A 17,184-nucleotide genomic window follows, 5' to 3' on the forward strand; every position below is an offset into this window, starting at 1 on the left:
CTATATGTAGAATATAAATTCCTAAGTGCTTTCTCATGTCCGTGTCCACCCTTTGAAAGACAAATATGCAATATGTATGCTCAGTGAGGACAGTAAGAGCTTGCACTCCGAACAAACAGATTTAACAATTAATAAGGCTGAAGACTGTCCCGACCCAATCAACGCTAATCATATATCGGCCATCGGATTTTCACCAACAAGCCAAACGAATAACTGACCGACTCTACACCCGATCCCTACATAGTAGCTCATTTGTGCATACAGTGATTGTCGAACACTTCATCTCCATCATAACGGAAGGGGAAAGACCTGAACAACCTTTACATGTAATTCTGACAAAAGTGGTAAAGCAAAGGTTTCGGGTAGCCGCATCACTTCAAGTAGCCACATCATAAGCGGGAATTAACCTACCCCCAAAAGTGATATATGTCAAATGTACCATATGTTCTATCTTTCTTAACGTACTCCGAATAAAACAAGAAGTCAAAGTCAACGGTTGACAATCCGATTTAACTGTATTAATAATAGTAGTACAGTTGATACACCTAAGATATAGTCATATAAACCGATAGGTTATTTCACACATTTACAGAAAGGAGGTGCGGGATGTTCGAATTAGATGTACGCAGCCGTAAGGCGATCTATGAGCAACTGGTGGACAAAGTCAAAGAAATGATCGTATACGGTATTCTAAAGCCCGACGAGCAGCTTCCTTCCGTTCGTGCCTTATCCACGCAGCTGACTGTGAATCCGAATACGATTCAGAAAGCGTACCGCGAGCTTGAACGTGAAGGTTACATTTATTCTTTGCAGGGAAAAGGAAGCTTCGTATCATCGTCAGTGGAACATCCGAATGAAGCCATGAGAGATGAGATCAGAGAGTCTCTGGTGAAATTGATTGCAGAAGCTTCGTATTCCGGTTTGACCAAGGCGGATATGACGCTTTTGTTTGAGGAAGCGATGGCCCGTATAGAGAAGGAGGAGCCTCATGATTGAGCTGAATCAAGTCGTCAAAGCGTTTGAACAGGAAAAGGCAGTGGACGGCGTAACGATGCACATACATAAGGGATCGATCTATGGTTTGCTCGGTTCCAATGGGGCAGGCAAGACTTCGCTGCTCAAAATGATGGCTGGCATATACCGTCAGGACAGCGGGACTGTTCGTATCGAGGATACTGAAATTTGTGAAAATATGGATCTCAAGGGCCGCACGATTTTTATGGCCGATTCGCCCTACTTTTTCCCGCAATCTTCAATTACGCAAATGGCTGCATTTTATCGTTCTGTCTATCCACGCTGGAATGAAGAGCGGTTCAAGCAACTGGCCACCGTATTCAAACTGGATGTAAAACGCAAGCTGCATCGTATGTCCAAAGGCATGCGCCGTCAGGCAGCCGTATGGCTGGGACTTAGTTGTATGCCTGAAGTGCTGCTGATGGATGAGCCGATTGACGGCCTCGACCCGGTCATGCGCCAGCAGATCAAAAACCTGCTGTTCCAGGAAGCAGCTGAGCGTCAAGTAACCATTGTCATCTCGTCTCACAATTTACGTGAAATCGAAGATCTGTGCGACCATGTGGCGATTATGCACAAAGGCCGAATTATTGTAGAGAAGGATCTTGATGATCTGAAGGCCGATACGCATAAAATCCAGGTCGCTTTCCGCCACCCGGACCATGCCAAAGCGATGGATACGCAGATTGATATTTTACATGAAGAGAAACGGGGAAGCGTATCCCTATACATTGTCAAAGGCAACCGAGAACAGGTAACGGATCAATTCCGTATACATGATCCGTATCTGCTGGATGTACTGCCTTTGACGCTCGAAGAAATCTTTATTTACGAAATGGAGGACGCAGGGTATGATATTCAACCGATTGTTCTGTAACCGGGGCATCCTGATCCAAAATTTCAGACAGCATGGATGGATAGGCATCCTCTACCTGATCACATTGTTGTTCTCGTTACCGTTATATATCGCTACCGAATATAGGGACGCGCCACAGCAGATTACAAGTCTGTTTCAAGCTAATGGTGAAGTGCAGATTCTGTTCGCCATTACATTGCCCGTAGCGGCTGGCATCTTTCTGTTTCGGTATATTCAGTCCGGTGCACCGTCTGATCTGTTCCATAGTTTGCCGTTACGTCGTAAACATCTATTAACGGTTAACTTGTTGACCGGATATGCCATGATTTTGCTTCCGATCTGGATTACAACTGCAATTACCGGCTGGGTATGGGCAGTACTGGATCAACCTGCTTTTCTGTTCGATGGCAGTACGATCTGGATGTGGGGCTTCAGCATGAGCATATACTCGCTATTTATGTTCATGCTTACTGTGGCGGTTGGCATGTGCATCGGGCAATCTGTGTTGCAGGGGCTTACGGTATACGCGCTCCTCTTGTTACCTGTTGTTGTATGGTTCATTATGTCACTTCATCTCCAGCATTATTTGCTTGGATATCCGTACGATGAATTGGGACGTAATGCGGAAGAAATGTCACTTGTTCTTCGCATGGCTTCAATCAGTTATGCTCCTATCACTACTGGAGAACTTATAATCTATTCGATATTCGCAATCCTGTTTATTCCTCTGACTTATGTGCTCTATGCGAGAAGACAGGTTGAATCTGCTACGCAAGCAGTTACGTTTACTCTTGTGAAACCTATATTCCGATTTGGTTTAATGTTTACGTTAGTTCTGATTGGCGGAGCTTACTTCACGATTATTGCTCCAAGAGGATCAGCTGGATGGGGAATATTCGGATATATTCTTGGTGGAATTGTAGGTTATATCGTTGCCGAGATGATTATTCGCAAAACATGGCTGATCTGGAGCAGCAGACTGTTGCCCAAGCTGATTTTGTATGGTATTGTCGCTGGCTTGGTATTGTACGTACCTATTGCCGGCTGGAATGGATACGCTGCGCGAGTGCCTGAACTGAACAAGGTGAACAGCATCAAGCTTGGTGGGGAGAGTTATACCTACAGTAACGGTGTCACTCAGAAAAAGGACGATGCTCACCTCTATTCTAATGATCCGGAATACATGGGGGCAGTTATCGCTCTTCATCAAAAAATTGTGGATTCCGATCTTCCTATATTGAATGACCCAATCAATCCAGGTATGCGTAATGATGAGTATGTATTTATTAACTACAAGCTGGATAACGGCAAGGTGATGAAACGTAAATACTATATTCCAGAAGCCGAATTCCATCAGGAATTAATGGCTCTGAAACAGTCCCAGGATTACAAAAGAGTCGCATTTGAAACGTATAAGCTGGAAGAGGATGCATTAAGTTTTGGCATTCGCTCTGCCATTAGTTCATACCGAAAGGTGTATATTAGCAATCCGGAGCAAGTCCGTGAATTCAAGGAACTCCTGAAACAGGACATTTTGGATCAGACCTATGAAGAACAGCGCTCTTCGTGGCAGTCGTTTGCTTACGCGGAGATGAATCAGGACTCGTCTTCAAAAGATCCATTTCAACCAAAAGAGATGTGGAATTTTGAGATCAAACCTGGCTATGATCGGGTATTGGCTTGGCTGAAGGAGAACAAATTATACGATCAGTTGCTTGTCCAGGCAGATGAGATTGTCTCTGCTCAGTTTGCGAAGCAGGAGATTAACAGTCCAGGTTCGCTTCAGTGGGCTACTCCGCAGCCAGAATATATCGATGGGAGTCTAAGCATCAAGAAGCAGGTCGCAACCCAAAACAAAGAAATCATTAGCGATTTGCTCAAACGTCAACGGTCTGGTTATCTAACAGAGAAAGATACCGTCTATCAGATCAAGTTGAATGTAACTCGTGGCGAGAACATCTACATGATGCTAAAAGAAGAGGACCTGACCGAGGAAATGAAAGCTATTTTGGTCAATCAATAAGCTGAGTTGTAACAGCTGTTAACTATAAGCGGGAAGGGTTCTCCCGTTGATTGACGGGTTGATATTAGACCAGTCAAACTAGCACGACTTGACCAGACACAATGAATGGAATATATTAGAAAAAGGAAAGGTTCGAGCGACTCGTTCAATCGAATCTCATATGGAACGGCTTATGAGGGAAGCACCCGTAAGAGCAGGCAAATGCCTGACCTGCGGGTGCTTTTTTTTTGTCGTTCGCTTATTTTGTTAGCGATTCTGCTAAATATTTTAGAAGAAAGGGTGTAGGGAAGAATGCATACAGAAGCGTGGAAGGAAACGATAAATGAACAGGAGGTAATGGCATGTTGTTCCCTATTAGAAGGATCAAGGGAAACTGACTTCTTAGATCATCCTGGCTTGGTGGAAGGAAAGAAGGATCGACAGCATATCGAAGATTTAGCTTTAGAAGGTACAGCTCCAATGGAGACAAGTTTAAGTTTTTCTCATGTTTTGACAGGATATAGCGGTAGTCACGTAGCACGTCAAAGTAAAGTCCAACGATCTTATTTGCGATCATTCGCTCATCTTTTATTTGGACCACGCCTACTTATAGGGCTTGTGATTTTGTTCAGCGCAGGCACGATTTATTTTGCTTCAACAGCGGAGGCAGCGGGCATAGATCTTGGTGTAACAGCGCAAAAAGCATGGGATACCGTTCTGAACAAAGCCGATGCACAGACCAAACTAACCCTACAACAAACGTATGAGAAAGTAGGGAACTGGAAGGCTCAAGAGCAGACTTGGGAACAAAAGACAAAGACACTTCATGCCGCCAATACCGTGGAATTGGAACGATTGCGTGTAGAAATAAGACAAACTGACGACGCGAAGATCGCAGCTTTAGCTGAAAAGGTAAAGCAAACCCAAGCCCGTTATGAACCGCTCTTCACGCTGTATAGTTCAGTCAATAGACAGCTGGATGCAGCCAAAGCCATTAAAAATAAGGAATGGAGTGCAGCGATCCGTACGCAGGCCGACACATTAAGACCCGTTGTACAGCTTGCCAGAGAAGACATTCGGATCAAGAAAAAGGAGCTTGCCGAAGCACGTAAACGGAAGACCACGGAAGTAAAACGTTTGCGCGCTATTCTGGCGGGGGCCGATCCGGTGAAGAAACAGATTCAAACCGCGAAAAAACAGGCGAGCCTGGCGAAAGAACGCTATTCAAATGCCCTGCAACAGTTCAAACAGAGTACAAAGCAAGGTCAAACGTCACGTGTACTCAGCTCATTGAACGCATTGGCTTCTGCAGCGGAGAAGTGGGCAGGCTCGAAACAAAATATCCACACACTGGAGCAAAAAGTATCCTCTACATACGTGAAAGTCAGACAGGAAATCGCTAAGAGACCCAAATAAGAGGAAACCCGGATCACTCCGCAACGTACACCACTTTAGATGTAAAGACGCTTCAATGATGAGGGAACGAGGTGAAGCTGTTGCAGTCCAAGTTGGAAACGAAATGGGCGGAGAGAACAGGTTTTAAACGTAAAAAGTACTGGATTCCCATTCTAGTACTAGTCTTGATTACAGGTTTTGTTGGGATCGGTGCTCAACTAACACCGAAAATCACGATATTTTTACTGAAATCAGGCTTTGAACTTACCAGTGCAGACAAGAACAGTAACGAAGCTGTTATCTCCGAAGGGATAACTCGTGTTGCAGATGTGCCCTATGCAGAGGAAGGTCGTAATGACAGTACACTGGATATCTATTATCCTTCCGTAACATCGGAACCTTTGCCTGTCGTGCTGTGGGTTCATGGTGGTGGATGGGTCTTGGGGGACAAAGCGGACATCACAGATTATGCCGTACAATTAGCCAAACAGGGTTATGTTGTCGTCAGTATGAATTATGCGCTCGCACCGGATACCAAATATCCCATTCCCGTCGTCCAAACGAATCAGGCTTTGACTTACGTGAAGAACCATGCCAGTGAGTTTCAGGGTGACCCGAAAAACATATTTCTCGCAGGCAATTCGGCAGGTGCCCAGATTGCAAGTCAGACCGCGGCCGTGGTGACCAATCCATCCCTCGCCAAACTGATGAATATAAAGCCAACCACCCAGCCGGAAGAGTTACGCGGGGTGCTTCTATTCTGTGGACCTTACAATCTGAGCACGGTAGCGGAAACGGGATTCCCGCTCATACGGACATTTCTCTGGTCATATACCGGAGTCAAAACATTTGAAGAGTACCCACGACTGGATGAAATGTCGACCGTTCTACAGGCCACACCAGATTACCCGCCTGCATTTATTACCTCAGGCAATGATGACCCATTGACCAGTCAATCGATTGAACTGGCACAAGTCTTGAAGCGACTTGATGTTGATGCGGAAACCTTATTTTTCTCGAACTCATCCGAGAAGCTGGGACATGATTATCAATTTGATCTGGAGACTGAAGCTGGACAACAGGCGATGCATTCAGCAGTAGACTTTTTGCAACAGTATAGTCGATGAGCAGACAAGTCTGTGGTACACTCGAAGCAAATGAGGGCGCAGGAGGAGAAGCATGGCAGACAAAGAAGATTTGACCCGGTTCGGGGTGGCGTTTCCGACACCTTTGATTGAACAGTTTGATCAGTATATTGAGGAACAGGGGTACAAAAACCGATCTGAGGCTTTCCGTGATCTTGTTCGTAAAACATTATTGCAACCCTCTGCACTGCAATCCGAGCAGGATGTGGCAGGCACCATTGTAATGGTCTACGATCATCATATCAGTGATCTTCCGATTCGCTTGATGGAGCTGCAGCACGAGGCGCATCATGACATCATTTCCAATATGCACGTGCATCTGAACCATGACCAATGCCTGGAGGTAATTGCCGTACGGGGTAACCTGGGACGATTGCGTCATCTGCATCAACAGATCCAGGTGCAAAAAGGGGTATTGTATGCGGAGCTCTCCGTGACTTATGTAGATGAACTCAACAAACTGGCTCATGCTCAGAGCAGAGGTCAGGATCACAATCCGAATCAAAGCCTGAATGGTCACAGTCATCATCATCGCTCTGCGGATTAAGACGAATTGCGAGTGTAATTTCCATGAAAATATAGCAAATCTAAAAAACAGACCATTGGTTAGATGCCAACCGTCTGTTTTTTTGTCGTTTGTTATAATACCTGACTTTATAGAGCGGTCTACATGCTCGATTATATAAATTTATAATTATGAGTTCGGTAATATGAAAATATTTGGATTTTGAAGTTAACTTTATTGACATATGTTTTGTGTTTTGTGCTACAATTTCCGTAAAAAGTAACACGAAATGAATCAGAGTAGCACAAAAATAGAGGGGGAACGACCAGAATGGGCAGATTTTCATGGAGATGGGGAAAACGAAATATTAGAACAGGATTAGGGATCCTGCTTGTATGTTCTATTGGGTTATCCGGTTGTGCACAGGAGACAGCGCCAGCAGCGTCATCAGTAGAAAATGGACAACCGGGAATTCCCCCAGCCAAAGACGAATTGGTGCTGGCTGTGGGCACCGAGCCGGAAGGTGGGTTTGATCCGACAACTGGATGGGGGCAGTATGGTTCACCACTTTTTCAGAGTACCTTGCTGAAGCGAGATGCCAAGTTGCAACTGGTTAACGATCTGGCAACGGCATATTCTGTTAGCGAAGATGGTCTGACCTGGACAGTTACGCTTCGGGACGATGTGAAGTTTTCGGATGGGGAGCTTCTAACGGCTGAGGATGTGAAATTTACATTTGAAACAGCTGCCAAGAGTGGGTCCGTGATTGATTTGACCAATATGGCTGAGGTGCAGGCACCCGACAATCGAACGGTCGTATTCACACTGAAGTCGCCGCAGTCCACATTCATCAGTCTGCTGACGACACTTGGCATTGTACCTGAACATGCCTATGGTGCTGACTACGCAGAGCATCCGGTCGGATCAGGACCGTACAAGCTGGTTCAGTGGGACAAAGGACAACAGGCTATCGTTGAGGCTAATGAAGAATATTACGGAAACAAGTCTGCGTTCCACAAACTCACCTTCCTCTATCTGGATGAAGATGCGGCCTATGCCGCTGCACAGGCAGGTACAGTGGATATTGCTGCTATTCCGGCAGCGTTTAGCAAGCAACAGGTGAATGGCATGACATTGGAGTCTGTGAAAACGGTAGATAACCGTGGCATTATGTTCCCCATGCAACCTGCTGGTACCAAGTCGGGCGATGGTTTTCCCGCAGGAAATGATGTGACATCGGATCTGGAAATTCGCCAAGCGGTGAATGTCGTGATTGATCGTGAGGCTTTGGTTGAGGGCGTACTGGAAGGGTACGGTCGTCCGGCTTATTCCGTTAGTGATGATCTGCCTTGGAGCAATGCGGAAGCTGTATTTACGGATGCCAATCTCGAAGAAGCGAAGCGAATTCTGGCCGCTGGTGGCTGGGCGGATGCGGACGGTGACGGTATCGTCGAGAAAAACGGCGTCAAGGCCGAATTCAATCTGCTTTATTTTGCAGGGGATTTAACAAGACAATCTCTGGCACTGGCTGCTGCGGATATGGTTGCCCCGGCGGGAATTAAAATCAATGTGGAAGGCAAAAGCCGTGAAGAGACGAAAAAGATGGCTTACTCCAACGCTGTATTGTTTGGTTGGGGCAGTCATGATCCTCTGGAAACCTATAATCTCTATAGCAGCACTCATAAAGGAGAAGGGTATTACAATGTGGGATTGTACAGTAATCCTGTCGTGGATTCTTGGATGGACAAAGCCCTTCAGGCAACCAGTGAGGAAGAGGCATTGCCGTTCTGGCAGAAAGCCGAATGGGATGGAACAACAGGTTTCAGTTATCAGGGTGATGCGCCATGGGCATGGCTCGTAAATATAGATCATCTGTACCTGGTTACGAATGGACTAAACATTGGCGAGCAGCAGATCCATCCCCATGGTCACGGCTGGCCGGTGACAACCAATCTGGAGGAATGGTCCTGGGATAACAGTACAAAGTAGGAAACGTAGCGGTAGCTTTAGCCTGAATTGGGGAGAGATTGGATGACAGGCAGGAATGGATGGGCCAGATTTGTTGGTTTTAAAATGTTGCGACTTGTATCCTTATTGGTCGGAGTCAGTGTGTTGTCTTTTATATTAATGCAATTCTCTCCAGTTGATCCGATCGAAGCCTATATTGGTGGAGACATGATTAGAGTAAGTGCCGAACAGCGCAGTCTTATCGAAGAACGATGGGGATTGAATGAATCCCCTGCAGAACGATTGCTCACTTGGGGACAAGCGCTGATTCAGGGAGATCTGGGAACATCGATGATTTATAGACAACCCGTAGCAGATATTATTCAGGAACGGTTCATGAATTCTGTCACGCTTATGGCTGTAGCCTGGCTATTATCCGGCATCTTCGGGTTCGCTCTTGGGGTAGTTGCCGCCATGAGACGGGATTCGAAGCTGGATCGCCTGATCTGCTGGTATTGTTATACGTTGGCTTCCACGCCAGTATTCTGGATTGCGCTGTTGTTGCTGATGGTATTTGGTGTGTGGCTTGGATGGCTTCCGGTTGGGCTTGGAGTACCGGCAGGGATGTCAGCTGATCAGGTCACATGGGGAGATCGGGTTATTCATATGATTTTGCCAGCGTTGACTCTCAGCCTGACTGGGGTAGCCTCCATTGCGTTGCATACCCGGCAGAAGCTTACGGATGTGCTGGAGTCAGATTATATTCTGTTCGCTAGAGCGCGGGGTGAGCGTGGATTTCAGCTGTTCCGTCGACATGGGTTCAGACATGTTGTTCTGCCAGCCATCACGTTGCAGTTTGCTTCGTTCAGTGAACTGTTCGGCGGGGCTGTGCTTGCAGAACAGGTATTTTCATACCCCGGGCTGGGTCAGGCAACGGTCCAGGCGGGGTTACGCGGTGATGTTCCACTGCTGCTAGGACTTGTGATGTGCAGTGCAATTTTTGTTTTTACAGGTAATATGGTGGCCGACATTCTGTATCGCTTGATTGATCCACGGATGAAGGAGGAGCTGATGTCATGAAACAGACGGTAGAACGCTCTTCCGAGCAGACGGGAGAATCAGTGGAAGTACAGAAAGTGAACACTGCAACTCAAGAGGCAAGGGACAACATTAATCAGGGATTACTACAAGCTGAGACTGGAAAAGAAACAGGACCAACGCGTCAAACGAGAAGAAGGTATGTGGGTGCCAGCAACCAACATGTCCGCAATCCTCGCAAAAAGGCCTTGATCTGGGGGAGTTTCGCCGTGATCTGGATTGTCATCGTGTGGTTGACGGGCAGACTGCTTCCGGCTGGTTCTACGCTGACTTCATTAATGGATCGGAATTTGGCTCCAACCTGGGCGCATCCATTCGGCACGGATTGGCTCGGAAGAGATATGTTCATGCGTACGTTAAAAGGATTGGCGACCAGCATTCAAGTTGGATTACTTGCTGCATGTGGCGGTGGACTGATCGCACTGCTGTTAGGTCTGGGGGCTGCTTCTAGCAAGGCTGCTGACCGAGTGATCTCGTGGATTATCGACTTGTTCCTCAGTGTGCCTCACCTGGTATCGCTGGTCATGCTGGCATTTGTATTCGGTGGAGGTTTGGCAGGAGTGGCGGCAGCGATTGCGCTGACTCACTGGCCGAATCTGGCCCGGATTGTAAGAGCGGAGATGATTCAACTGAAATCCGCAGAATATATTCGAATTTCACACAAGTTAGGCCAATCACGGTTACAGATTGCGGTGCAGCATATGCTACCACACCTTGTTCCACAACTGTTCGTGGGCGTACTGCTAATCTTTCCCCATGCCATTCTGCATGAAGCAGCCATTACGTTTCTGGGGCTGGGGTTGTCCCCGCAGCAACCGGCAATCGGAATTATTTTGTCCGAATCGATGAGATATTTATCTGCTGGCATGTGGTGGCTCGCCTTTTTCCCGGGATTGGCATTGTTGCTGGTTGTTCGTGCGTTTGATGTATTGGGCAACAGTCTGAAGACGTTGACGGGTACAGGTAGTTCGAGGGAGGTGAGGTAAATATGGCTCTTCTTGATATTGAGGGAGTGTCGGTGTCATTTCGGCGTGCTCGCGGCTGGTTTGGGCACGAACAGACTTATGTTATTCAGAATCTGGATCTTTCCGTAAACGAGGGCGAGATCGTGGCTGTTGTAGGCGCAAGCGGATCGGGTAAAAGTGTGCTGGCGCAAGCCATCATGGGCATTCTGCCTGCCAATGCCAGGTTGGAAGGGCGTATTAGCTATAGTGGCGAGCCTTTGACCTCAGAGCGGCAGCTTCATCTGCGTGGTGATGAACTGATGTTGATTCCACAATCCGTCAGTTATCTGGACCCGTTGATGAAGGTGGGGAGGCAAGTTCAGCCGGTAACCCGAAATTCGGGACGAAAGCGCGGGTTCATAACTCGATCCCATATGAAAAAGACGGAGCAGGAGCTGACCGAGCGGTATCATCTACCTCGGGGAACAGTTGGGAAATACCCGTTTGAGTTGTCCGGAGGTATGGCAAGGCGAGTACTGATGGCGACAGCGACCTCCGGTCAGCCGAAACTGATCATTGCAGATGAGCCGACACCAGGTATCCATCCCGAAGTTCTGGCTGAGACGATGAAGCAATTTCGCGAGCTTGCAAATCAAGGCGTAGGTATCCTGTGGATTACGCATGATGTTACGACGGCCCTGACGGCCGCTGATCGTATCGCTGTATTTTATGCGGGTGCCAATGTAGAGACGGCGCAGGTGCATGATTTTACGGGAAATGGAGAACGATTGCGCCATCCGTATACGAAAGCACTCTGGAATGCGTTGCCACAGAACGGATTTCAGCCACTTCCGGGCTCTCAGCCATTGGCGGGTCAAGAAATTACCACAGGCTGCTCATTTGCTCCCCGATGTAGCGCAGCAACCGCAGCATGTACCCGCGAACGTCCTCAGCTTCGTAAAATACGGGGCGGAGAAGTGAGGTGTTTCCATGTCACTTGAAGCACGGGACGTGAGTTACCGTTACGATCCGAAATCGTGGGTGTTCCAGCAGATGAATATACAGGTGCAACAGGGAGAAGTGGTTGGCTTGTGGGGACCGAGTGGCTGTGGCAAAACAAGTCTTGGGCGCATCCTTGCAGGATATGCCGAACCTGTGGCAGGACAAGTACTTCTGGATGGGAAACCACTTCCTCGTACAGGAGTGTGTCCGGTTCAGCTGGTGTTCCAGCACCCGGAGAAAGCCGTGAATCCACGCTGGCGAATGCGTCGTGTACTTCAAGAGGCGGCTGTGCAGGATGAGCGGTTGCTCAAAGCATTGGGTATTCAGCAGACCTGGCTGGACCGCAGACCGGGTGAATTATCCGGTGGAGAACTGCAACGTTTCTGTGTGGCACGAGCACTCGGTACAGCGACACGTTATGTGATCGCAGATGAGATGACGACGATGCTGGATGCCATCACTCAGGCACAGATCTGGCATACCGTGATGGGGGTGGCTCGGGAGCGTGACCTTGGATTGCTGGTCATAAGCCATGATCGGGATTTATTGGATAGGCTGTGCGACAGAATTATTCCAATGCCCACGTCACTGTAGTTTCTTTAGTCTATAAAGTCATTCAACATAAAAAGGGTGTCCTTGCAAGCCATTGACCATGAAGATGAATCATGGATATGACTACGGGACACCCTTTTCATTTATGAGCACCGCACATGAATGTGAAGAATAACTTAATTGTCCGACAGTTTGCTTAACGACACAGACAATCTGCGCATGGCCTCTTCCACCGTAGAACGTGGACAGGCTACATTAATGCGCATGAATCCTGTACCCTCCATTCCAAAGATGCTTCCGTCATTGAAAGCAAGCCTCGCTTCATGAAGCAGCATGTTGCATAGTTGTGCATGTGGGATATTCAGCTCCCGGAAATCCATCCATAACAGATAGGTTGCTTCGGGCAGAACCATTTTGATCTTTGGCATATGTTCCGCGACATATTGCTGTACATACTCCATATTCCCGCGGATATATGCAAGGCATTCATCCAGCCATTCCTCGGCACCGTTGTAAGCCGCTTCGGTTGCAACAGCTCCCAACGTACTGATACTGGCAAGTCCCAACGTTTTTACACCCTGAGCGAACGATTCCCGCAACTTGGCGTTAGGGATGATGATGTTGGATGTGCAGAGGCCAGGAATGTTGAACGTTTTGCTTGGAGCCGTGCAGATGATACTTAGATCAGAGACGGCGTCCGAGGTCAGGGTCAGCGGTGTATGAGCTCCGCGCTGATGAACAAGATCAGCATGAATTTCATCCGAGACGATTAGTACGTTGTATTGCAGGCACAGCGACGTGAGCCCTTCAAGCTCCTCTCGAGTCCATACCCGTCCAACCGGATTGTGAGGGCTGCACAGAATTAGCATTTTGACCCGACCCGTCTGCAAGCTGGATTCCAGTTGTTCCAGATCCATCGTGTAATGACCATTATTCTCTATTAAAGGATTGGTGATCAGTTCACGGCCTTGACCACGTACCACTTCATAGAAGGGGGCGTACACCGGGGTTTGGATAACCACGGCATCTCCCGGCCCCGTGAATCGTTGCACAGCAATGCTGAGTGCAGGCACAATACCTGGAGTGAATACGATCCAGTCATCGTTAATTTTCCAGTTGTGACGCCGTTCCATCCACCCTGCAACAGCTGCATGATACGCCTCAGTCCGTACTGTATAACCAAAAATCCCGTGCTCCATCCGTGTTTTCAGGGCCTGAATAACGGATGGTGGAGCAGCGAAATCCATATCGGCCACCCACATCGGAAGCGCATCAGCAGCGCCGAAGATATCCTCAAGCGCATCCCATTTCTCTGATCCTGTAGAAATCCGGTTAATAGACTGGTCAAATGTACTGTTATTGTTCATTGCATAAATCCCCCTTGAATTCCGTTCCTTCGACCACAATCGACAAACAATTATCTAATACATTGGTTATTTTCGCAACTGTTATGCGTGTATGAGAGCTTCATATGTATGGTCGGAAATTCAGGACTTTATTCATATAAGAACATCTTAACGAGCCAGAGAACAGCAGGTACACAACAAAGACTATTTTTGTACGCCCCAGGTCCTGTTTTAGCCATTAATCGTTTACATCCTCATACCAGATGCTATTATATTGCTAACATTTGATGGAACAACGGGCTGTTATCCGAATAAGCTCGTACCCATACATGATGAGCATAACTACATGAGCCTTTGGTATAAATGGAGCGATCGACATGAATCGTATGATGCAAAAAGGCTGACATTTGAATTCAGGAGGCGTATTGGGATGAAAAACAAGAAGTGGTTAATTGCTGCGGGTGTGTTTGGCATGGTGTTGACGGGATCGGCAGGCGTATATGCAGGTACACAACTGGAGGCGATTAAGGCTTATCTGAACCATGGGCTCGCCATCGAAGTAAACGGACAGAAATTTACACCGACAGGTGACCAGGGCAAAAAGCTTGCGCCAATTACGTATCAAGGCAGTACATATCTTCCCGTTCGTTCCATTGCAGATGCGTTGAAGACCGAAGTGAAGTATGATGCCCAAAACAATAAAGTAAGCATTGGCTCTTCAAGCTCCTCTGGTGGATCAACATCCACAGGCAACAGCGGATCGACATCACCATCTACAGGTACAAACACACAGGCTGAAGGCGTGAAGTCCAAGTATCTGCCAGCTGATTTCCCATTACCGAAGGATGCCAAGGCAACGAGCTTGATTGAGAGTAATGTGGGCGGCAACGATAAAAAAGTAGTGCTCACTTATACAACCAAAGAAACATTGCTAACCGTTGGAACCTCCTACAAAGACTACTACCAGACCAAAAACTTGAGCCAAAACAGTCAGGATATACAGGCAGATGGCTTCAGCATTGTGGGTCGTGAAGATGGTAAATATGCCGTAACGATCACGGGTTCGGTGTCTGCAACCAACAAGGATCTGAATGAAATCACCGTGGTGTGGGGAGAAGAATAATCTTTCCTTCTATAAAAGGCGAACAGCGAAAGCCGCCCGTTGAAATCGTAACAGATTTCATCGGACGGCTTTTTTGGTTAAATCCCTATCTGGTTCTATACACTGAATTAATAGTCTAAATATTAGTCCTTACAGGTACTCGTTAAACCATCCGGCAATATGCTCCAGACGGCGTACCCTCAAGTGAGGATGACCTCCCCGAGACAACTCATGGTTGGCACCTGGGAAACGAACAAGCCTTGTGGTCTGCTTGCGTCGTTTCAACGCAATGTATAACTGCTCGGCCTGTTCAATCGGACACCGCAGATCCTGTTCTCCATGTAAAATGAGCAGCGGAGTGCTTACATTGCCGACATAAGCGAGCGGAGAATGTCTCCACAGCTTTTCCGTGTCCTCCCATGCGTTACCGCCAATCTGGTCTTCCGTGAAGAAATATCCAATGTCACTTACGCCGTAGAAGGATAACCAGTTGGAGATGGATCGCTGGGTAACCGCGGCCTTGAAGCGATCGGTGTGTCCAACAATCCAGTTGGTCATGAAGCCACCATAACTACCCCCGGTTACGCCCAATCTGGATTCATCGATAAACTCATATTGGGACAGGGCATAATCCACGCTCTCCATGAGATCGCGATAATCGCCACCACCGTAATCTCCGCGACAGGCATCTACAAACTGCTGCCCGTATCCGAGGCCACCGCGTGGATTGATGTACACAACAGCGTAGCCTTGCCCGGCGAGAATCTGGAACTCGTGCATAAATGTAAAACCATACATCATGTGCGGGCCGCCATGAATCTCCAGAATGGTCGGTATTTTGACCCCGTCGACCATGCCATGAGGTTTCATGATCCACCCTTGCAGCCGCAGGCCATCTGAGGAATTAAACCAGAAGGTTTCCGGTGTACTAAGGTGGATCTCATCCTCAAGTTGTGGATTGCTCCGGGTGAGCTGAATAGGTTCTACTTCGGAATTTTCCGGTTGCTCATATACATAGAGATCACCAGGACTTCGTGTATCGGCAACAGCGGCAACGATCTGCCCGTTTTCCAACTCGGCAAATTGATAAATCTCCCGTTCGTCAGGCAATATATAGTCGGCACTGCTGCCGTCTCGTGCGAATTTGGCGATGCGTACACTACCATGGATCGTCGCTAGACAGAGGATGGATGAACCATCCCGACTGAATACAGGCCCCGTGGTTGTCAGATGTGAACGCATATCGCCAACAATGCTGTGATTTATCTGCACGTCCCAATCGGTGCTTAGACATACGAGTTCACCACTTGATATCTGAAGGGTGTACAGCTTCACAAGTGTGGCATTTCCATAGGAACGGTCACTGGCGAGCAGTGCCAAGGATTTTCCATCCGGTGCGAAAGTCAGTCGGCTGAACGTATATCCTTCCGGAGTTATTTGCTGCACATCTGATCCGTCTGCCTTGGCAAGGTGAATATGATTGGTCAGGGTGTAATCGTTATGCTCCTCGCCTTCTTCGGGCATCTGTGCGATCCATGCGATGGATGTTCCGTCCGGTGACCAGGCATAGTCTCCAACGTCATAATGACCTGTAGTTACCGGGGTTGCTTCCGCGTCCGAGTCGATCGATGGAATGGTGAACAGATGGGCACGTCTTCCGTTCCATAATCCGCCGGCATCTGACTTCATGCGAATCCGGTCTACAACATGTTCTTGCGGCAGTTTATGTTCATCGACTTTAGGATTTGTAGGTTCTATGTCTTCTTGACCGCTCATATCTACGGATGATTTCACAAGTAAGGTATGACCATCTGGTGACCAGAGCAAGGAACTGACGCCATGTTTCAGGTGACTGATTTGCCGTGCTTCTCCGCCATCTATTGCGATGATCCATACTTGGCATTTACCATCAACCTCTCGTATAAAAGCAAGCTGAGACCCATCTGGCGACCAGGCAGGGGAATGATCCTTCTCTCCATAAGTAAAGGGCCTGTCCTTTTGACTCCCCAGATGCAGCAGTCTTAGGTGAGAACAATAACCGTCACGTGCTTCATTCGTTTTCCGGCTTACATATACCAGTTGTCCGCCTTGAGGAGACGGAGTCGGATCGTTAACCCATGTAATCTGATAAAGATCTTCCGATGTTATGCCGCGCTGACTCATCATTGTTTGTCCTCCCACCATGAATTAGAATTGGTTAATTTCCTAACCTTTCCATTTATATTAACGGAAAGCTAGGGACAGGACAATAAGGTTGTTCTGTTCTGTCATCGGAG

Annotated in this window: 14 protein-coding genes; 12 read left to right on the top strand and 2 right to left on the bottom strand. The window is 47.7% G+C overall.

Features of this window, described 5'->3' with window-relative positions; translation table 11 throughout:
* The first annotated feature begins 606 nt into the window (after nt 1-606).
* From NYE45_RS05385 to NYE45_RS05435, 11 genes are all read left to right on the top strand, one after another.
* On the top strand, nt 607-996 hold the full coding sequence (locus NYE45_RS05385; protein WP_036606399.1) for a GntR family transcriptional regulator: 390 nt from the start codon (nt 607-609) through the stop codon (nt 994-996).
* Nucleotides 989-1,891, top strand: coding sequence for an ABC transporter ATP-binding protein (locus NYE45_RS05390; RefSeq protein WP_340015925.1), 903 nt, complete (start codon nt 989-991; stop codon nt 1,889-1,891). The genes NYE45_RS05385 and NYE45_RS05390 overlap by 8 nt, the downstream gene beginning before the upstream one ends.
* Nucleotides 1,866-3,893, top strand: a complete 2,028-nt coding sequence (locus tag NYE45_RS05395; protein WP_340015926.1) for a hypothetical protein — start codon at nt 1,866-1,868, stop codon at nt 3,891-3,893. The genes NYE45_RS05390 and NYE45_RS05395 overlap by 26 nt, the downstream gene beginning before the upstream one ends.
* A gap of 459 nt (nt 3,894-4,352) precedes the next feature.
* Nucleotides 4,353-5,288, top strand: coding sequence for a hypothetical protein (locus NYE45_RS05400; RefSeq protein ID WP_340015927.1), 936 nt, complete (start codon nt 4,353-4,355; stop codon nt 5,286-5,288).
* Nucleotides 5,289-5,359: 71 nt separating this feature from the next.
* Complete coding sequence (locus NYE45_RS05405; RefSeq protein ID WP_340015928.1) at nt 5,360-6,394, top strand: alpha/beta hydrolase; 1,035 nt, start codon at nt 5,360-5,362, stop codon at nt 6,392-6,394.
* Nucleotides 6,395-6,446: 52 nt separating this feature from the next.
* Entirely contained in the window at nt 6,447-6,959 is a 513-nt protein-coding gene (gene nikR / locus NYE45_RS05410; protein ID WP_340015929.1) for a nickel-responsive transcriptional regulator NikR, read from the top strand.
* A gap of 288 nt (nt 6,960-7,247) precedes the next feature.
* Entirely contained in the window at nt 7,248-8,906 is a 1,659-nt protein-coding gene (locus NYE45_RS05415; protein ID WP_340015930.1) for an ABC transporter substrate-binding protein, read from the top strand.
* Between the two features lie 42 nt (nt 8,907-8,948).
* Nucleotides 8,949-9,944: an ABC transporter permease gene (locus NYE45_RS05420; RefSeq protein WP_340015931.1), complete on the top strand. Its 996-nt coding sequence runs from the start codon at nt 8,949-8,951 to the stop codon at nt 9,942-9,944.
* A complete protein-coding gene (locus NYE45_RS05425) occupies nt 9,941-10,948 on the top strand; it encodes an ABC transporter permease (protein ID WP_340015932.1) in 1,008 nt (335 codons plus the stop codon). Before NYE45_RS05420 ends, NYE45_RS05425 begins: the two co-directional genes overlap by 4 nt.
* Before the next feature lie 2 nt (nt 10,949-10,950).
* Entirely contained in the window at nt 10,951-11,907 is a 957-nt protein-coding gene (locus NYE45_RS05430; protein WP_340015933.1) for an ABC transporter ATP-binding protein, read from the top strand.
* The gene (locus NYE45_RS05435; RefSeq protein WP_340015934.1) at nt 11,897-12,502 is read left to right on the top strand and encodes an ATP-binding cassette domain-containing protein; all 606 of its coding nucleotides are present in this window, start codon (nt 11,897-11,899) and stop codon (nt 12,500-12,502) included. Before NYE45_RS05430 ends, NYE45_RS05435 begins: the two co-directional genes overlap by 11 nt.
* A gap of 134 nt (nt 12,503-12,636) precedes the next feature.
* Here NYE45_RS05435 and NYE45_RS05440 read toward each other — a convergent pair whose 3' ends face one another.
* The gene (locus NYE45_RS05440) at nt 12,637-13,827 is read right to left on the bottom strand and encodes a MalY/PatB family protein (protein ID WP_340015935.1); all 1,191 of its coding nucleotides are present in this window, start codon (nt 13,825-13,827) and stop codon (nt 12,637-12,639) included.
* 409 nt (nt 13,828-14,236) lie between these two features.
* On the opposite strand from NYE45_RS05440, the gene NYE45_RS05445 reads away from it, so the two are divergent.
* Nucleotides 14,237-14,929, top strand: coding sequence for a stalk domain-containing protein (locus NYE45_RS05445; RefSeq protein WP_340015936.1), 693 nt, complete (start codon nt 14,237-14,239; stop codon nt 14,927-14,929).
* A gap of 129 nt (nt 14,930-15,058) precedes the next feature.
* Here NYE45_RS05445 and NYE45_RS05450 read toward each other — a convergent pair whose 3' ends face one another.
* Nucleotides 15,059-17,074: a S9 family peptidase gene (locus NYE45_RS05450; RefSeq protein WP_340015937.1), complete on the bottom strand. Its 2,016-nt coding sequence runs from the start codon at nt 17,072-17,074 to the stop codon at nt 15,059-15,061.
* Between the last annotated feature and the right edge of the window lie 110 nt (nt 17,075-17,184).

This window comes from Paenibacillus sp. FSL K6-1318, assembly GCF_037976905.1.
GTDB lineage: Bacteria > Bacillota > Bacilli > Paenibacillales > Paenibacillaceae > Paenibacillus > Paenibacillus amylolyticus_A.